This is a genomic window from Neobacillus rhizosphaerae, from assembly GCF_050477885.1.
GTDB classification, from domain to species: domain Bacteria; phylum Bacillota; class Bacilli; order Bacillales; family Cytobacillaceae; genus Neobacillus; species Neobacillus rhizosphaerae_A.
Map to the genome: position 1 here is coordinate 1 of NZ_JBCNAC010000085.1, position 15812 is coordinate 15812.

General features: G+C 40.6%; 20 protein-coding genes. 13 read left to right on the forward strand and 7 right to left on the reverse strand.

Going from position 1 to position 15812, the window contains the following annotated elements; translation table 11 throughout:
• Positions 1-64: 64 nt before the first annotated feature.
• Complete coding sequence (locus ABES03_RS11205; RefSeq protein WP_430117372.1) at positions 65-544, reverse strand: GNAT family N-acetyltransferase; 480 nt, start codon at positions 542-544, stop codon at positions 65-67.
• 138 nt (positions 545-682) lie between these two features.
• On the opposite strand from ABES03_RS11205, the gene ABES03_RS11210 reads away from it, so the two are divergent.
• Genes ABES03_RS11210 through ABES03_RS11220 form a run of 3 tightly spaced genes read left to right on the forward strand, consistent with a single transcriptional unit; the run spans position 683 to position 3059 of the window.
• A complete protein-coding gene (locus tag ABES03_RS11210; protein WP_430117373.1) occupies positions 683-1639 on the forward strand; it encodes a heme-dependent oxidative N-demethylase family protein in 957 nt (318 codons plus the stop codon).
• The gene (locus ABES03_RS11215) at positions 1636-2094 is read left to right on the forward strand and encodes a hypothetical protein (RefSeq protein WP_430117374.1); all 459 of its coding nucleotides are present in this window, start codon (positions 1636-1638) and stop codon (positions 2092-2094) included. The genes ABES03_RS11210 and ABES03_RS11215 overlap by 4 nt, the downstream gene beginning before the upstream one ends.
• Positions 2095-2108: 14 nt before the next feature.
• Positions 2109-3059 (forward strand): PDR/VanB family oxidoreductase, encoded by a 951-nt coding sequence (locus tag ABES03_RS11220; protein WP_430117375.1) that lies wholly within the window; start codon positions 2109-2111, stop codon positions 3057-3059.
• A 75-nt stretch (positions 3060-3134) separates the two neighbouring features.
• Here the strand turns inward: ABES03_RS11220 and ABES03_RS11225 are convergent, their stop codons facing one another.
• From ABES03_RS11225 to ABES03_RS11240, 4 genes are all read right to left on the reverse strand, one after another.
• Positions 3135-3644: a DoxX family membrane protein gene (locus ABES03_RS11225; RefSeq protein ID WP_430117376.1), complete on the reverse strand. Its 510-nt coding sequence runs from the start codon at positions 3642-3644 to the stop codon at positions 3135-3137.
• A 214-nt stretch (positions 3645-3858) separates the two neighbouring features.
• The gene (locus tag ABES03_RS11230) at positions 3859-4242 is read right to left on the reverse strand and encodes an SRPBCC domain-containing protein (RefSeq protein ID WP_430117377.1); all 384 of its coding nucleotides are present in this window, start codon (positions 4240-4242) and stop codon (positions 3859-3861) included.
• A gap of 38 nt (positions 4243-4280) precedes the next feature.
• Positions 4281-4736, reverse strand: a complete 456-nt coding sequence (locus tag ABES03_RS11235) for an SRPBCC family protein (RefSeq protein ID WP_430117378.1) — start codon at positions 4734-4736, stop codon at positions 4281-4283.
• Positions 4717-5046 carry an ArsR/SmtB family transcription factor gene (locus ABES03_RS11240; RefSeq protein WP_430117379.1) on the reverse strand — a complete coding sequence of 110 codons (330 nt, stop codon included), beginning with the start codon at positions 5044-5046 and terminating at the stop codon, positions 4717-4719. The genes ABES03_RS11235 and ABES03_RS11240 overlap by 20 nt, the downstream gene beginning before the upstream one ends.
• A gap of 180 nt (positions 5047-5226) precedes the next feature.
• Here ABES03_RS11240 and ABES03_RS11245 point away from each other — a divergent pair, with 180 nt between their 5' ends.
• From ABES03_RS11245 to ABES03_RS11255, 3 genes are read left to right on the forward strand one after another with little or no spacing between them, the layout of a single operon-like run.
• Entirely contained in the window at positions 5227-5934 is a 708-nt protein-coding gene (locus ABES03_RS11245) for an MBL fold metallo-hydrolase (protein WP_430117380.1), read from the forward strand.
• Between the two features lie 13 nt (positions 5935-5947).
• Complete coding sequence (locus ABES03_RS11250; RefSeq protein WP_430117381.1) at positions 5948-6529, forward strand: TetR/AcrR family transcriptional regulator; 582 nt, start codon at positions 5948-5950, stop codon at positions 6527-6529.
• Positions 6530-6586: 57 nt separating this feature from the next.
• On the forward strand, positions 6587-7204 hold the full coding sequence (locus ABES03_RS11255) for an exonuclease domain-containing protein (RefSeq protein ID WP_430117382.1): 618 nt from the start codon (positions 6587-6589) through the stop codon (positions 7202-7204).
• Between the two features lie 68 nt (positions 7205-7272).
• Here ABES03_RS11255 and ABES03_RS11260 read toward each other — a convergent pair whose 3' ends face one another.
• Positions 7273-8358, reverse strand: a complete 1086-nt coding sequence (locus tag ABES03_RS11260) for a citrate synthase/methylcitrate synthase (protein WP_430117383.1) — start codon at positions 8356-8358, stop codon at positions 7273-7275.
• Positions 8359-8469: 111 nt separating this feature from the next.
• On the opposite strand from ABES03_RS11260, the gene ABES03_RS11265 reads away from it, so the two are divergent.
• Both ABES03_RS11265 and ABES03_RS11270 read left to right on the forward strand, forming a co-directional pair.
• Positions 8470-9348 carry a LysR family transcriptional regulator gene (locus ABES03_RS11265; RefSeq protein ID WP_430117384.1) on the forward strand — a complete coding sequence of 293 codons (879 nt, stop codon included), beginning with the start codon at positions 8470-8472 and terminating at the stop codon, positions 9346-9348.
• 46 nt (positions 9349-9394) lie between these two features.
• Positions 9395-10198: an endonuclease/exonuclease/phosphatase family protein gene (locus tag ABES03_RS11270; protein ID WP_430117385.1), complete on the forward strand. Its 804-nt coding sequence runs from the start codon at positions 9395-9397 to the stop codon at positions 10196-10198.
• Between the two features lie 134 nt (positions 10199-10332).
• Here the strand turns inward: ABES03_RS11270 and ABES03_RS11275 are convergent, their stop codons facing one another.
• Positions 10333-11100 (reverse strand): helix-turn-helix domain-containing protein, encoded by a 768-nt coding sequence (locus ABES03_RS11275; protein ID WP_430117386.1) that lies wholly within the window; start codon positions 11098-11100, stop codon positions 10333-10335.
• 136 nt (positions 11101-11236) lie between these two features.
• Between ABES03_RS11275 and ABES03_RS11280 the strand changes: the two genes are divergently transcribed.
• Genes ABES03_RS11280 through ABES03_RS11300 form a run of 5 tightly spaced genes read left to right on the forward strand, consistent with a single transcriptional unit; the run spans position 11237 to position 15765 of the window.
• Positions 11237-12013: a sugar phosphate isomerase/epimerase family protein gene (locus ABES03_RS11280; RefSeq protein ID WP_430117387.1), complete on the forward strand. Its 777-nt coding sequence runs from the start codon at positions 11237-11239 to the stop codon at positions 12011-12013.
• Positions 12007-12732: a ThuA domain-containing protein gene (locus ABES03_RS11285; RefSeq protein ID WP_430117388.1), complete on the forward strand. Its 726-nt coding sequence runs from the start codon at positions 12007-12009 to the stop codon at positions 12730-12732. The genes ABES03_RS11280 and ABES03_RS11285 overlap by 7 nt, the downstream gene beginning before the upstream one ends.
• 2 nt (positions 12733-12734) lie before the next feature.
• Positions 12735-13769 carry a Gfo/Idh/MocA family protein gene (locus ABES03_RS11290; protein ID WP_430117389.1) on the forward strand — a complete coding sequence of 345 codons (1035 nt, stop codon included), beginning with the start codon at positions 12735-12737 and terminating at the stop codon, positions 13767-13769.
• Positions 13766-14800: a Gfo/Idh/MocA family protein gene (locus ABES03_RS11295; protein ID WP_430117390.1), complete on the forward strand. Its 1035-nt coding sequence runs from the start codon at positions 13766-13768 to the stop codon at positions 14798-14800. Before ABES03_RS11290 ends, ABES03_RS11295 begins: the two co-directional genes overlap by 4 nt.
• Positions 14797-15765 carry a sugar phosphate isomerase/epimerase family protein gene (locus ABES03_RS11300; RefSeq protein ID WP_430117391.1) on the forward strand — a complete coding sequence of 323 codons (969 nt, stop codon included), beginning with the start codon at positions 14797-14799 and terminating at the stop codon, positions 15763-15765. Before ABES03_RS11295 ends, ABES03_RS11300 begins: the two co-directional genes overlap by 4 nt.
• The last annotated feature ends 47 nt before the right edge of the window (positions 15766-15812 follow it).

A 15812-nucleotide genomic window follows, 5' to 3' on the forward strand; every position in this document is an offset into this window, starting at 1 on the left:
ACTTCTGACAGAGTTGGCAGGAAACAGAGAAACATTGTCAGAAGGCAAGGCAACTTCGGCCAACTTAAATGATTTCCTTTTTCATCAAATCAGTTTGTACAGGGGATCCATTTGGATTCGTCACTAATTCCTCTTTGTATATAGTAAAGCCAACTGATTCATACAAAGAAATATTTTTGGGTAAAGACGTACGAACCCTGCATCTCATTTCAGACTTTCCGCTTATTTTAGCGAAATCCTCCAACCAGGAAAGCATTGCTTTTGCAATTCCTTTCCCTCTTGCCTGCGGTGGCACAGAAACCCGTGAAAAATAAATGGCTTCATTCTCAACCTTATATCGTAAAGAACCTAATGGTGTTTCATCAACAAAGCAAATAATGGCATGCTCTGAACCTGATAATAAAGAGGATTGTAAAAGGGAGAGGGGTTCATTTACTGCGCTTGAAGGAATTTCTAAGTTACGATATTCTTCAAACGCTTCTACCATCAACCTATGTACTGTGGGGGCATCGGACAATCTAGCTTCTTTTATAAGCTTGGTCATTTTTTGACTCCTTTTTGATAAATTATAACAAAGTAAATAATTAATTTAATAGTTTCTGAGCTCTCACTTTTCCTATTCCCTTTTATGGTACCTTTTTATTAAAATTAAAATATAGAATTTTCAGAAAAGGGTGGTTTTATGAAGCTAAGTAATAGTTTGGACTCATTTCCATATCCATTTAAAGAAGATGTTTATCGCTATTCTAATAATGCAATACCAATGAATCATCCGAATAGTATTGAGATCACCCCCAGTTATCAGGAGGAACTCAAGCATAAGCGTAAGCTTCTGTCGGACCACCCTGAACGCTGTTTTCAATCCCTGCCGCATACGATAAAAGGTCAGTGGGAAATCCTTGAATTAGTAATGGAGCACCTAGGAACCTATTATCCTGACAAATTTAGATTAGATAAAAAAGGGGATAACTGGACGTTCTACAATCACCTTTTACAAGAAAAGCAATGCTTTATCTTGGGAGATGAATCCACTTTGCCATGTGAGCCACTTAACTTTATTGGAAGACATGTTCAAGAGGATCTGATCTTTATGCTGCAGCGAGATGGTGATCTATATTTAGATGCTGGCCAGCTCTGTTTTCCGGCCAATTGGTCTTTGGCATTTGATTTAGGTATGAGCTACAAAGAGATTCATCAGCCGATCCCGGGCTTTAAAGACGAAGGTCTCGATCAACGGATTCTTCAGTTCCTACTAAAGCTGGAAGCAGGAAATCCATGGTGGCGTAAAAACTGGTCCTTAATGGCTGGAAACCGACTTGATACCTCACTTGAGACCTTTGATGTTTGGGGGAAGGAGAGGAAACAAGTTACAAAGGAAAATGCAGGTGCGTTGGTTCATCTCCGTGTGGAGGTTCAGAAATTATTCCGTTTGCCTCGAACAGGGGGTATTCTTTTTACCATCCATACCCACCTACTTCCTTTGGAAAAATTAGCAACGAAACCTGAATGGCTAAAGCAGTTTTATCAGATCCTTCAGGAGTTGCCTTCTTATATAGTTGAGTATAAAGGGCTCTCCCTATTCAGGAATGTTGTTCTAGAGTATTTAAGGGAACAGGTGGAAAGCAGGGAAGCTTTATGAGCGAGAATATAACAATTGTACCTGGGAAGCGCCACTATTTATTTTGTGCGGATGAAGAGGGCATAAAGCTGTTACAGCCATTGATCGATGTTGTTAAAGATGGAAATATAAGCTACGAGATTAAGATAGTTAAAGATAATTGGAATCCTACCCTTTCTTCAGAATGGCTCAGCATGCAGAAAATGGGAAGCTTCCTCTATGCCGCAGCAGAATGGAATACCTTGAAAAATTTGAAACAGTTGGCAGATGATGCGGGATTTTCGGAAGAAGAAGCAAAGTATATTGGCAATGGAAAACAACAGATAAAGGTCTTTTGCTGCAGGTGTCATGGAATTTCTGTTTTAGAAAGAGGCCAGCCAGAACGAACCTGTGATCATTGTGGGTTATTACTGGACGTTTCTGATCATTACTCTCAACTTCGCGATGCCTTTCTTGGGTATGTCGCGAAATTATGAAAGAAGGGGCTGCTATGGTAAAAGAAAAAACCATTCCAGTTTATGTAAAATCAATTATTCAAGAAACCACACAGGTGAAACGCTTTACACTGGCCCCAGTGGAAGAGACATTGTTACCATCTTTTAGTGCTGGTTCACATATAACTACATATATCGATGGAAAGGAAAGAAATTATTCTTTAACGAATCATCCAGATACAAGAGATAGCTATCAGATTGCCATCCGATTAAGTGAATCATCCACGGGGGGCTCAGTTTATTGGCATCAGAAGGTTAAAGTAGGGGAAACGTTAAGAATCAGTTACCCTAGAAACCATTTTCCATTAAGCTTTAAGGCAAAGCACCATGTGTTTTATGCAGCAGGAATAGGTGTGACGCCCTTTATTTCTATGATGCTGGAGCTAAAGGATAAAGGGTCTTCATTTGAACTGCACTATGCAGCAAAATCAAAAGAGCTTTGCGCCTTTTTCGAATTTTTACAGACAAATTTCCCACTTCAATCTCATTTTTATTTTTCAAAAGGGAATGAGGCGAAGCGACTGCGGGAAACCACACTTTTGGAGCATAGAATTGGAACGCATGTTTATTTCTGCGGTCCGGATTCATTTATGACAGACTTTACGGAAGCTGCGACTCGATTTGGTTATCCGCGGTCGAGCATCCACCTTGAACGGTTTGCCCCACCCCGCCCTAAGAATGCATCTCCCTTTCAAGTTCAACTAACTCGTGGTGTTGAGATTCATGTTGGAAAGAATCAGTCTCTATTGGATGCTTTGCTAGCGGAGGGAATTAAAGTACCTTATTCTTGTCGGGTAGGTCGTTGCGGCACCTGTGAGCTTAAGGTAGTTGAAGGTGGAGTCGATCATTATGATTCTTTTTTTAGTGAACAACAACAGAATGCCCAAAGTGTGATTTTGACGTGTGTTTCTAGAGCTAAATCGGGGAATTTGGTAATAGATTTTTAAAAGAGAAGATAGCAGGACCCCACAAAGGACACTTATTCCGTGCCCTTTGTGGGGTCCTGTAAGTTAATCGACCATTTAAACCGTTGCTTTAACGGTTTTATTACCTTTGAAAACAGTTCTGCGGATAAATGGAATTACCCAGCGGTCAAGACCGATGCGGCCTGCATTGTAACCAGAGAATAAGATAATGGCTCCGATGAAAAGGTCGGTTGGAATATGAGAAACAGTTCCTGCTAAGAAGAATGCAAAGTTCATCACAAGACCAAAGAATATAGCAGCTGTTGTCAAGCAACCAAGGATAAGCCCAAGGCCAATTAAGAATTCTCCAAGTGGGACAATGGTATTAAAGACATCGACGTTTGGAAGGGCAATGTGTTTCAAGAAGTCAACGTACCATCCGAAAACCAAAGCGCCATCTGGACCTTTTACTGGATTAGCAATGGCGCCTTTTAAATAACCTGAAGCATCAAAACCGCCTGTCAGCTTGTGGAACCCGGCTGTTATCCAAGAATAACCGATATATAAGCGAAGAACTGTCAAAATTCCAGCGGCAACTTTGTTTTCTCTTAACCAATTTACTACCATTTGAAACACTCCTTGTTAATAAGTTTTATATATTAAGTACATTGCTAATATATCATATTTGCTTCGAATTAAGAGTATATTGTTCAGTGTTTCACATATCTGTAATAAAGTTTTGAACAAATTTCAAACGAATTCTAAGATAGGTATGAAAATAAATAATAAAGCGTATCAACTGCCAGTTTCGAACCAGCAATCGATACGCTTTTTGCATAATCTAAATATTTTTTAATGGGTTCCAATAATTTTCTCCCCAACCTGCCTCAAGATGCTCTCCCTCAGTTTCAGGAAAACCGATGTGGTCAAAAACCAAAAGGGTATTGGAATCTTGTTCCTGTAATTCGAACCTAGCGATGGAGTAAACGCCCTCCGGCCAGTTAGCAACACGCCAGGCTTGGACGATTCTTACCCCAGGAACTAGTTCAATGTTTCTTCCAAGAATCATGCCGCCAAAACAGGAAAAAGTACCACCAGCTTCGGGAATAATTTCTGTTGGTGCTCCTCCAGTCATTTCACCGAATTGCTTGGAGTTTGTAAGTGCTTCAAAAATGCGTCCAGGACTTGCATTGAATAACACTTCTTGATGAATTGTTTTAGTCATTTTTTAACCTCTCCCTAAAAAGTATATTTATTTATTAATTAGTGCATGGCTAAAACGGACCAAGGATCTACACCCGGATCGTTGCCTTCCGCAAAATCTTTGATTCGAGGCATGTAATGAGACCAGCCTTGATTATGTGAAGGGATTTCTTCGACTGGCAAATCATAATGAGTTAATACCAATTGTGTTCCGTTTTCCTTAGGAGTCAATTGGAATTCAACCTTGCTCGAACCCGGAGGCACTACCTTTGATTTCTCCCAACCCCAACTCATGACGATTTTTTCAAAAGGAACAATTTCTACATATTCTCCCATGGCAATATCGCTGCCATTAACGTCAATCCTGTATTTACCCCCGATTTTTGGCTCGAGCAATATATGTCTTCCCATCCAACGGACCATTTTGTCAGCATCGGTAAAGAATGAAAATAAAGTTTCCGGACGTGCTTCAATAAAAATTTCTTTTGTTATTATGTCATTGTTTGTCTGTTTCATTTTGGATTCTCCTTTCTTCCTCTTCGGCAGCTTCCTTCAGGCGAAGTAAACTATCATCCCAAAAACGGTCAATATATTGCTTTAATTCTGCAAACCCATCCCTTCTAATTCCGTAATACCGTTTTGTTCCGTCTCTCCGAACAACAACTAGTCCAGATTGTTCAAGAACCTTGAGATGCTGAGAAACTGCTGGAGCTGAAATGTCAAAATGTGAAGCAATCGCGCTGGAGGTAAGCTCTCCATCACGAACGAGATATAAAATATCTCTACGTCTAGGTTCTGCTAATGCATGAAGGACTTTTTCAATCATGTTATTATTTTAGTCTACACTTAATTAAGTGTCAACTTAATTAATTCATTTCGTATTGCTATCTCATTATTATCTTTTGGAAAAAATAAAAATATATAAATGATTAAAGAAAAAACTTGATTTAACTAATATCGTTAGTTAAAATAAAACTAACGATATTAGTTAAAAGGAGATGGAAAAATGAGGATTATTAAAAATGGATACTTGTATCAAGTGACGTTTATGGCAAATGTGTTCCCGGTCAATTGCTATTTAGTGGAAGAAGAGGAAGGCTTAACGCTAATTGATGCAGCCCTCGGCTTTTGTGCAAAGGGGATTCTTCAGGCTGCTGAGAAAATTGGGAAACCCATTACAAAGATAATATTAACGCATGCACATGAAGACCATGTCGGAGCATTGGATGCAATCAAAGAAAGACTGCCTGAAGTACCGGTTTATATCTCTACACGTGATCATCGATTAATGAATGGGGACCGCTCGCTTGATTCGCATGAAGACTCTACACCAATTAAGGGTGGTGTTCCGAAAAAGTTAAAGACAAGAGCAAATGTACTATTGAAGGAAGGGGATTTGGTTGGCTCACTAACAGCCATCGAAACACCAGGCCATACTCCAGGATCATTATCCTTTTTAGATTTGCGGACCAAGGCGTTGATTGCGGGGGATGCCTTCCAAACAAGAGGCGGTGTGGCAGTGGCAGGAGATGTAAAACCATTGTTTCCGTTTCCGGCTTTTGGTACTTGGAGTAAGCGGACGGCATTAGCTAGTGCAAAGAAATTAGTGAGTTACGAACCAAAGCTTCTTGCAGTTGGGCATGGGGAAATGATAGAAAATCCTGCAACAATCATGGAGCAGGCGATTCAACATTTAGAGAAGAAGATCGGATAAGGAGCAGATACTTATGTCACCAAGACCAAAAGTAGCACTTGATATAGCAACGATACTAGAAGCTGCAGGGGAGCTGGCGGATCAACAGGGAATGCAAGAGGTTACACTTGCAAACCTGGCTAAAAAGTTAAATATCCGCCCCCCATCCTTATATAATCACTTTGAGGGTTTACCTGGACTTAGGAAGCAATTAGCCATTTTTGGCATTGACCGGCTTTATGCGGAAATGGCTGATGCGGCGATTGGGGTGTCAGGCACCGAAGCGGTACTAGCTATGAGCCAGGCATATGTAAATTTTGCGCGGATGCATCCTGGTGTGTATGAGGCAACCCTACTCGCGCCAGATCCAGAGGATGTAGAGGTGCAACAGGCAGGAGCAAAAATTGTGGAGCTTTCAGTAAGGGTATTAAGTGCCTATCGTTTAGAGGGAGATCGGGCCTTGCATGCAGTAAGAGGACTGCGCAGTATTTTACATGGTTTTTCTTCCTTAGAGCAAAGAGGTGGATTTAAACTTTCATTAGATTTGGATGAAAGCCTGTTAACGATTATTCAAGCATTTCTCACTGGTATGGAAAAAGGTTCCTTACTGGATTGAGGTAGGACTGCCCGGTAACCTCTGTTATAATAGGGTGAACACTAGAATGTAAAAAGGATGATCATTTTGCAGAGCTTAGAAAAATTTGGGTTGCTTGTGGACGTTGAAACAACAGGTTTAGGTCCTACCAAGGATGAGGTAATTGAATTAGCCTTGAAGTTATTTTCGTATCGGACAGATTCAGGAGAAATTGTCGATATTATTGAAGAGGATTCCTTCTTACGTGAACCGCTTTCTCGAACTGCAAGAAATAATTACGATACTGCCTACCGTGTTCATGGAATTCCTTACGACTTAGTAAAAGGAAAAACCTTTCTCGATGGGAAAATAAAAACCTATTTTCATCGTGCTGATTCTGTATTTGCCCATAATGCTTCCTTTGACCGAAGCTTTCTTTTTCACATGTATCCAGAGGTTAATGATCTGAAGTGGTATTGTACGATGAGGGGGGTACCATGGAAAAATTACGGTTTTCCTAATGGTAAACTCCTGACTTTATTACAAGCTCATAATATTACTAATTACCAAACACATAGGGCGCTAGACGATATTACATACTTGATGGATTTGCTTAAGAAAACAAGTCCGAAAGGGAATCTCTACCTCCAAGAAGTGCTTGAAAAGGGACCAATGAAAAGATATCAGCCAGCTGCAACACGAACAAAATTAGGCTAAAAAAACTAATCAAACGTTTGATTAGTTTTTTTGTGCAAATCGATAGGTGCCTGACACCTGTCCATTTTTTATTTAATTTCTCCAATATAGTTTGATTGAGGACGGTAAATGGCGTTGTTTTTGGCTTGTTCGAGGATATGAGCGGTCCAGCCGACCATTCTGCTAGCAGTAAAGGTAGGTGTGAACAATTCTGCTTCCATGTTTATGGCTTTCATGATGGCGGCAGCGTAAAATTCCACGTTAGTATAAAGGGAACGACCTGGTTTGATTTCAGCCAATAACTTCACTGCAGTTTCTTCTACCTTCATTGCAAGATCCAGCCATTCATCTTTTCCACCAAGCTCTAGTAATTTTGTCTTTAAGGAAATCGCTCGAGGATCGTGCGTTTTATAGACTCTATGACCGAATCCCATCAATTTTTCGCCTCTTGTTAACTTATCCCTAAGAACACCCTCAGGGTCACCTACTGAAGCAATTTCATTTAGCAGATCAATGACTCCTGAAGGGGCACCGCCATGAAGCGGTCCTTTCATCGTGCCAATTGCAGACGTAACGGCTGATACGATATCAGATTCCGTTGAAGCTGTTACTCTTGCTGAAAAGGTAGAAGCGTTCATACCATGTTCAAGAGTTAATATCATATACGTCTCAAGAGCTTCCACATGTGCAGCTAGTGGCAGGTGTCCATCAAGCATGTAAAGATAATTTTCAACATGGTCTAAATCCATCCGAGGAGGAACAGACGTCTTACCCTCCAGCTTTCGTTTCCGATAGGCGATAATCGTTGGAACAAGAGAAGTCAATCTTATAGCCTGTGGTAGGGTGGGCTTCCAGCTATAATCAGAATTTCCGCCTTCAGCTGAAATGGCCGTGCGAATGACACTCATCATATCCATGGAAGGTGGCAGCAGATCGATTATTTGCCTAATATTTTCTTGGAGAACCCGTTCATTACTCATCCTATCTTTCAAAATTCCTAGCTGTTCGGCATTGGGGAATTCCCCGTACCAAAGGAGGTAGGCCGTTTCTTCGAATGTGCACCTTTGTGTGAGACTCCTGATTTCGTAACCTCTATAGACGAGTTGACCATTTTCCCCATCAATATGACTAATGGCTGTATCCGCCGCAACAATTCCTTTCAAACCTTTGTTCATTAACCAATCACTCCTTCCCTTTGATTACTATATTCTATAAAATAAACATAATTAAGAATATTGAATAATTTTAAAGTGATTGATTAATATTTTTGATAAGGAGCAGTGAGTATGGAGTTTCAGTGGCTTAATACATTTGTTACTGCAGCAGATTGTGGGAATTTTAGAAGAACGGCAGAACTATTATACATTTCACAGCCTTCTGTAACGGTTCATATAAAACAGCTCGAAAAAGAGCTGGGCATTCTATTATTTCATCGAGAGGGGAAAAAAATTAAACTGACTGAGGAAGGTAAACGATATTTGATTAACGCGAAGAGGTTACTGGAGGTGTATCAGCAGGGTCTTGAGGATTTAAATACCTTCAGTCAAGGGTACACAAGGACTTTAACTCTCGGTATATCACCTTTAATCGCTGATACAATCTTACCTTACGTATTAAAAAGCTACACAAAGCAGTACCCGGAAGTAGAGATTTCAGTCAAAATTATTGAATCTGTAGAAATTGAACAGGCTGTCTTAAGGGAAGAAGTAGATTTGGGGTTGTCTTGTTTGAACAGTACAAATCAGAGTTTGATTTGTAAGCTTTTAGCTAAAGATAGTGTCATATTGGTTGCCCCTCACGATGGGAGAGATTCAGAATCTGCACCACCTTTAGATGAAGAAGAGGTGTTAACATCCCATTATCTATTAACTCACAACCATCCAGGTTATTGGGATCTTCTTTCTAGAGTTGTAAAAAGTAAATATCCAAGTATCAGAATGATGAAGGTGTCACAGGTGCACATTACGAAAAGGTTTATTATTGAGGGGTTAGGAGTGTCCTTCCTGCCAACTTCTACCGTGAGAAGAGAGTTATTAGAAGGCAGATTGATTGAAGTATATTGTGAGTCTATCAACTTGCCTGAAGCTAACACCTACGCGATTATGAAATATGAACATTCAAAACAAACAGAGTTTCTCAAGTTCATTTCTAATTTTAGATGGTAGTGATAAAATATTTTATTATTTAAAAAAACATCGAGGTAATCCATAAATGAGACTTTTAACTTTAAATTGCCATTCATGGCATGAGGAAAATCAAATAGAAAAGATAAAATACTTGGCTCAAACCATTATGGAAAAATCATATGATGTCATTGCATTGCAAGAGGTGAGTCAAGCACTTGAAGCGGAGTATGTATATGGGAAAATCAAGAAAAATAATTATGCACATGTATTGTTACAAGAGCTAGAAAAGCTGGGGATCTCTAACTATTCTTTAGTCTGGGATGTATCCCACTATATTACAAACGGTACATATGAAGAAGGCGTTGCCCTTCTGACGAAACATCCGATCGTTGAAGAGCACTCATTCTTCGTTTCCGACAGTATCGATTACGCTTCTAACTGGAAAACGCGTAGAATTGTAGGGGCAACCATTAAATATAATAACAAGTTACGAACCTTTTATTCCTGTCATATGGGGTGGTGGCACGATGAAGAGGAACCCTTTATGGGTCAAGCTGAAAAGCTGCTGCAGCATATAAATATGGATCAAACTTTTTATCTTATGGGTGATTTTAACAACCCTGCTTCTCTTAAGGGAGAAGGTTATGAGTATTTAATAACCCATGGTCTTTATGATACGTACCAAATGACGGATGATAAAGATGAAGGAATTACCGTCAAAGGAAAAATTTCAGGTTGGAGCAACAACAAGCAAGACCTAAGAATTGATTTGATTTTAACTAATAAGCCTGTTCAGGTAGACTATTCAAAGGTAATCTTTAATAATGTCAATCGAATGGTTGTATCCGACCATTTTGGAGTAGAAATAAACTTGTCCGAAGAATTCTAATCAAAACTATATGAAAAAAAGGCTTTGCTACATCCTATGGATGGAAGCAGAGCCTTTTAAATTTATAAGCATAGCTCCTATAATTGACCATCGTTAGATTTTAAAATAAAGAACATTTGTTGCGGTATAAAATATTATTCTTGCCGTCTATACGCACCGGGTGCTAAGCCAAACTTCTTTTGAAATACTCTATGAAAATATGGGTACGACCCGAAACCGCAATCCTCGGCAATCTGTTCAAGTGTCATCGTTGTGTATTTCATTCGCTCTAGTGCAGCGGATAAACGGACTTCAAGCGCGTATTCAATCATTGTTTTTCCGACACTGCTTTTAAACAAATGAACAGAGCGGGAAACGCTAAGACCAGCGTGCTTCGCCACATCTTCTACTTTAAAGGATGTGGTTGCATGCTCTTCAATATAGCGCATCATCCGTGTAACGGTATAGGGCCGATTAAAGGAGGGGGCCGTTTCATTGACTGCCCGTTCTAAGGATAAACAAAGAGCTCTAAGAAGATATTCGGAAAGCTCTTTATTTTCCTCGGATGACGGCCTGCGTTCCTCCACAATTAGATGCCGCCAAAGGGCAACCGTTTTTTCATCCAAATCAATTTTAGAGATCGTAGGCTTTGCCGAACGTCCCCACCATTCATCCACCCAATCTCCTTTACAGGATAAATGATAATCCGCGCTGCTTTGGCCCGCTTCTACTAATAACTCATAATAATCACCTGGCTGAATAATCAACAGATCTCCCTTTTCAAGAGTCCTTCGTTTACCTTTAACCACAACTTCACAGAACCCTTCCGTTTGTAGTCTAAAAAGATATCCAGGGAATCCAGATTTATGTTGAGAATAATACCCTTGTGTATGATACGAATAACCGCAGAAATATATTTTCATAATTTTAGGCGCCTCTTTTTTGAAAAATAAATAGCAAAATAGTAGATATTTTGATTATATTGTTAATGTTTAATTTTAAGAATAACATATATGATGGTATCAAATAAGTAATATTAATAGCTAGCAGAAGTGAGGGATGAAAGTGACAACAACCATACCAATAGCAGTTCAAATGTACACCTTAAGGGAAGAATCCGCGAGGGATTTTGTTGGTACGTTAAAAAAGGTAGCCGAACTAGGTTTTGACGGTGTAGAGTTTGCCGGATACGGTGGATTAACAGCTACAGAAGTGAAAAAGGTATTAGATGAATTAGGTCTGAAAGCTGCTGCCAGTCATGTGCCGCTGGAAGACTTAGAAACCAATTTGGATCAAGTAATTGAAGACCAGAAACTACTAGGCAGCAAATATGTTGTCTGTCCTTACCTTCTACCCGAACGTCGAACAGAACAAGATTATCATGATCTAATCCTACTTTTAGAGCAAGCGGGTGAAAAATGTCGTCAAAAAGGCATTACACTTTGCTATCATAATCACGATTTTGAATTAGAACGACTTTCAGACGGAAGAATAGCATTAGATTCCATATTTGAAGATACGGATGCTGCAAACGTGAAGGCAGAACTGGATGTTTATTGGCTGACGAAAGCTGGTGAAAAGCCAGTGGAGTGGATAAACCGTTATAGAAATCGAACGCCTCTCGTCCATTTAAAAGATATGACTACCGATGGAGAACAATATTTTGCTGAACTTGGAGCAGGCGGAGTGAATATTGAAAGCGTACTCAATTTAGGAGTAGAAGCTGGTGTAGAGTGGTGGATTGTCGAACAGGATTTCAGCCGCAGGACCCCTCTCGAAAGTATTGAAATAAGTCTGAATTACTTAAAAGAAAAAAGGAGCCGATATAGATGTTGAACGTAACAGTATGGAATGAAAACCGACACGAGCAGAAAAATCCTGTAGTTAGAGATATTTACCCAAATGGAATTCACGGCACCATTGCCGCATTTCTTGAAGCGGAAGGTTTCAACACGAGAACAGCTACATTAGATGAACCTGAGCATGGGTTAACCGTTGAAGTACTGGAAAATACAGATGTGTTAGTTTGGTGGGGGCATCTTGCACATGGTGAAGTCAAGGATGAAATTGTGCAAAAGGTTCAGCAGCGTGTCCTTGATGGAATGGGGCTCATCGTTCTCCACTCTGGCCATTTTTCAAAAATTTTTAAAACATTAATGGGAACAAGCTGCGATTTAAAGTGGCGGGAAGCCAATGAAAAGGAACGTCTCTGGGTTGTGAGCCCTAGTCATCCTATAACTGAAGGAATTTCGGAATATATTGAACTAGAAAAAGAAGAAATGTACGGAGAGCACTTTGATATTCCACAGCCGGATGAACTGATTTTCACCAGCTGGTTTGAAGGTGGAGAAGTCTTCCGTAGCGGTTGTACGTATAAGCGTGGGAACGGAAAAGTATTCTACTTCCGCCCAGGACATGAAACTTATCCGACTTATCATAACAAAGAAATTCAGCGCGTCATTAGCAATGCAGTAAATTGGGCTAAGCCAGTGAAACGTGAACGTCCGGTTTATGGAAATGCCAAGCCACTAGAAGTGATTAAAGGGGGAAAATAATCGTGGGAAAATTACGCATAGCTGTCATCGGATGCGGCAGTATTGCCCAGCATCGTCATTTACCTGAATATAAAGCAGATAAACGCGTAGAACTTGTTGCGGTTTGTGATATCAATGAAAAGCGTGCGCTAGAAGTGGCGGAGAAATTTGGAGCGAAAGCTTATACGAGCTATGAAGAATTATTGAATGCTGGCGGAGTAGACGCGGTAAGTGTGTGTACACCAAATTATCTTCATGCGCCAATCACTATTGCTGCATTACATGCTGGGGTACATGTACTTTGTGAAAAGCCAATGGCTACCTCCAAACACGAAGCAGAGGCCATGATTGCAGCTGCGAAGGAAAGTGGGAAAAAGCTAATGATTGCACATAATCAACGCTTTGTACCGTCACATCAAAGAGCGCGGAAACTCATTGAAAGTGGAGAAATCGGGAAAATTTATAGTTTCCGAACAGCATTTGGACATGGTGGTCCAGAAGGCTGGAGTGTGGATGGAAAAGAAAGTTGGTTCTTTCAAAAAGAAAAAGCGTTTGTTGGGGCGATGGGCGATTTAGGTGTCCACAAAACCGATTTACTGCGTTATCTACTCGGTGAAGAGATTATTGAAGTGGGGTCATTTGTCGAAACAAGCGCGAAGGATTTTGCTGATGTGGATGACAATGCTGTTTGTATTTTAAAAACAGAAAGTGGAATCATTGGAACGCTTGCTGCCAGCTGGGCCTATGTAAGCAAAGAAGATAATTCGACGATTATTTACGGTGAAAAAGCGATTCTTCGTTTAGAGGATGACCCAGTTAATTCACTCGTTGTTCAATATGCGACTGGTGAAGTGGTAAATTACCAGCTTGGAAAAATTCAGTCTAATGAAGAGGGCGGTCAAAAAAATTCACGTGTGATCGACCTTTTTGTTGAAGCGGTTGTGAACAATCAAACTCCTCCAGTACCGGGTGAGGAAGGCATGAAATCATTAAACGTCATCTTGGCTGCGCTCGAGTCGAATGAAACAAAACAGATTGTCAGAGTAAATGAGCTATGAAAAGACTACGTGTTGGAATCATAGGTGTTGGCGGCATTGCCCAGGGCCGGCATATCCCTGCGTTTTTGCAATTAAGTGAAGTTTGTGAAATAACAGCACTCAGTGATGTCAATGTTGAACGAGCAAAGGAAACGGCTGAAAAATATCATATTCCTCATGTTTTTGAGAAATATCAGGACCTTTTTTCAGAAGTAGATGCGGTTTGTATTTGTACGCCGAATAAATTCCATGCTGAAATTACGATTGCTGCAATGGAAGCAGGAGTTCATGTTCTTTGTGAAAAGCCAATGGCTCTAAGTTCAGAGGAATGTGAATCGATGATTGCTGCTTCTAAACGAGCGGATAAGGTTTTAGCCATCGCCTATCATTATCGTTTCATGAAAGAATCTCAGGCAGCAAAAATGGCCATGCAGGAAGTGGGAACTCCACTAGTGGTAAGGGTTCAGGCATTAAGACGCCGTAAAGTTCCGGGCTGGGGTGTGTTTACGAATAAAGACCTTCAAGGGGGCGGAAGTCTGATTGACTATGGCTGTCACCTTCTCGATCTAGCTTTATGGCTAATGGGAAATCCAAAACAAACGATGGTGTCAGGCACCACGTATAACACGTTAAGTAGAATGCCGAATCAAGTGAACCAATGGGGAGAGTTTGATCATGAGACGTTTAATGTTGATGATCATGTCACGGCGTATGTGCAGTTTGAAAATGGGGCTTCGATGCTGTTTGAAACTTCGTGGGCGGCAAATATCAAGGATGACCAAGAGCATCTGAGCATCTCTGGCGTGGCTGGTGGCATAAGTGTATTCCCATTTGAGCTCTATTCTACTAAAAATGGCATGCTGCTAAATAGCCAAGCCGCATGGATTTCAGGTGACGAGAATCCTGGACTGCCGCAGGCAAAAAACTTTGTCCAAACATGTCTTGGAATGGAAGAATTGGTTGTAAAGCCAGAGGAGGCTCTTCAAGTTTCTCAGATTATTGATCGAATCTATGAAAGTAGTCATTCTTTTAGAAAGGGGATTACCAAATGAAACTAGGCGTATTTACCGTATTATTTGCTGAAAAATCTTTCGAGGAGATGCTCGATACCGTAAAAGAGGCAGGCCTTCATGCCGTTGAAATCGGCACCGGCTGTTACCCTGGGAACAATCATTGCGATTTAGATGCGTTATTGGAAAGTGAAGAAGCGCGGAAGGATTATATCGGGAAAGTAGAGGAAAGAGGATTAATCATTAGTGCCTTTAGCTGTCACGGAAATCCTATTTCTCCTGAAAAAGAATTCGCGAAGCAGTCTCATGAGACACTTTTAAAAACAATTAAACTCGCGTCTTTGTTAAGTGTTCCAGTAGTAAACTGTTTCTCTGGTACCGCAGGTGACCATGAAGGCGCCAAGTACCCTAACTGGCCGGTGACACCGTGGCCAAACGAATATGGAGATGTGTTAAAGTGGCAATGGGAAGAGAAGCTGATTCCATACTGGAAAGAAGTAGGCCAGTATGCGAAGGAGCATCAGGTGAAAATTGGCCTCGAACTTCATGGCGGCTTTTTAGTTCATACACCTTACACATTGTTAAAGTTGCGCGAAGAAACCTGCGATGCGATTGGTGCCAATTTGGATCCAAGCCATTTATGGTGGCAGGGGATTGAACCTGTGGCTGCAATCAAGATTTTGGCTAAAGAAAATGCGATCCATCATTTCCATGCGAAAGATACCTACATTGACCAAGAAAATGTAAATATGTATGGGTTGACGGATATGCAGCCATACGGGGAAGTGCGTTCACGTGCGTGGACCTTTCGTTCGGTGGGCTGTGGGCATAGTTTGAAAGAATGGTCTGACATGATGAGTGCACTCCGCACCTATGGCTACGATTATGTTGTCAGCATTGAACATGAGGATCCAATTATGTCGATTGAAGAAGGATTTAAACGAGCGGTTGTGAATTTGAAATCTGTTCTAATTGAAGAGCCTGTTTCACAAATGTGGTGGGTGTAAATATAAGAGTAATAGAAAAAGCAGTCGGATCATTATTCCGGCTGCTT

What these genes read in the sequence shown, in the direction of transcription:
- ABES03_RS11205 (WP_430117372.1), bottom strand. Translation starts at nt 544, where the DNA reads ATGACCAAGCTTATAAAAGAAGCTAGATTGTCCGATGCCCCCACAGTA.
- ABES03_RS11210 (WP_430117373.1), top strand. Translation starts at nt 683, where the DNA reads ATGAAGCTAAGTAATAGTTTGGACTCATTTCCATATCCATTTAAAGAA.
- ABES03_RS11215 (WP_430117374.1), top strand. Translation starts at nt 1,636, where the DNA reads ATGAGCGAGAATATAACAATTGTACCTGGGAAGCGCCACTATTTATTT.
- ABES03_RS11220 (WP_430117375.1), top strand. Translation starts at nt 2,109, where the DNA reads ATGGTAAAAGAAAAAACCATTCCAGTTTATGTAAAATCAATTATTCAA.
- ABES03_RS11225 (WP_430117376.1), bottom strand. Translation starts at nt 3,644, where the DNA reads ATGGTAGTAAATTGGTTAAGAGAAAACAAAGTTGCCGCTGGAATTTTG.
- ABES03_RS11230 (WP_430117377.1), bottom strand. Translation starts at nt 4,242, where the DNA reads ATGACTAAAACAATTCATCAAGAAGTGTTATTCAATGCAAGTCCTGGA.
- ABES03_RS11235 (WP_430117378.1), bottom strand. Translation starts at nt 4,736, where the DNA reads ATGAAACAGACAAACAATGACATAATAACAAAAGAAATTTTTATTGAA.
- ABES03_RS11240 (WP_430117379.1), bottom strand. Translation starts at nt 5,046, where the DNA reads ATGATTGAAAAAGTCCTTCATGCATTAGCAGAACCTAGACGTAGAGAT.
- ABES03_RS11245 (WP_430117380.1), top strand. Translation starts at nt 5,227, where the DNA reads ATGAGGATTATTAAAAATGGATACTTGTATCAAGTGACGTTTATGGCA.
- ABES03_RS11250 (WP_430117381.1), top strand. Translation starts at nt 5,948, where the DNA reads ATGTCACCAAGACCAAAAGTAGCACTTGATATAGCAACGATACTAGAA.
- ABES03_RS11255 (WP_430117382.1), top strand. Translation starts at nt 6,587, where the DNA reads ATGATCATTTTGCAGAGCTTAGAAAAATTTGGGTTGCTTGTGGACGTT.
- ABES03_RS11260 (WP_430117383.1), bottom strand. Translation starts at nt 8,358, where the DNA reads ATGAACAAAGGTTTGAAAGGAATTGTTGCGGCGGATACAGCCATTAGT.
- ABES03_RS11265 (WP_430117384.1), top strand. Translation starts at nt 8,470, where the DNA reads ATGGAGTTTCAGTGGCTTAATACATTTGTTACTGCAGCAGATTGTGGG.
- ABES03_RS11270 (WP_430117385.1), top strand. Translation starts at nt 9,395, where the DNA reads ATGAGACTTTTAACTTTAAATTGCCATTCATGGCATGAGGAAAATCAA.
- ABES03_RS11275 (WP_430117386.1), bottom strand. Translation starts at nt 11,100, where the DNA reads ATGAAAATATATTTCTGCGGTTATTCGTATCATACACAAGGGTATTAT.
- ABES03_RS11280 (WP_430117387.1), top strand. Translation starts at nt 11,237, where the DNA reads ATGAAAGTGACAACAACCATACCAATAGCAGTTCAAATGTACACCTTA.
- ABES03_RS11285 (WP_430117388.1), top strand. Translation starts at nt 12,007, where the DNA reads ATGTTGAACGTAACAGTATGGAATGAAAACCGACACGAGCAGAAAAAT.
- ABES03_RS11295 (WP_430117390.1), top strand. Translation starts at nt 13,766, where the DNA reads ATGAAAAGACTACGTGTTGGAATCATAGGTGTTGGCGGCATTGCCCAG.
- ABES03_RS11300 (WP_430117391.1), top strand. Translation starts at nt 14,797, where the DNA reads ATGAAACTAGGCGTATTTACCGTATTATTTGCTGAAAAATCTTTCGAG.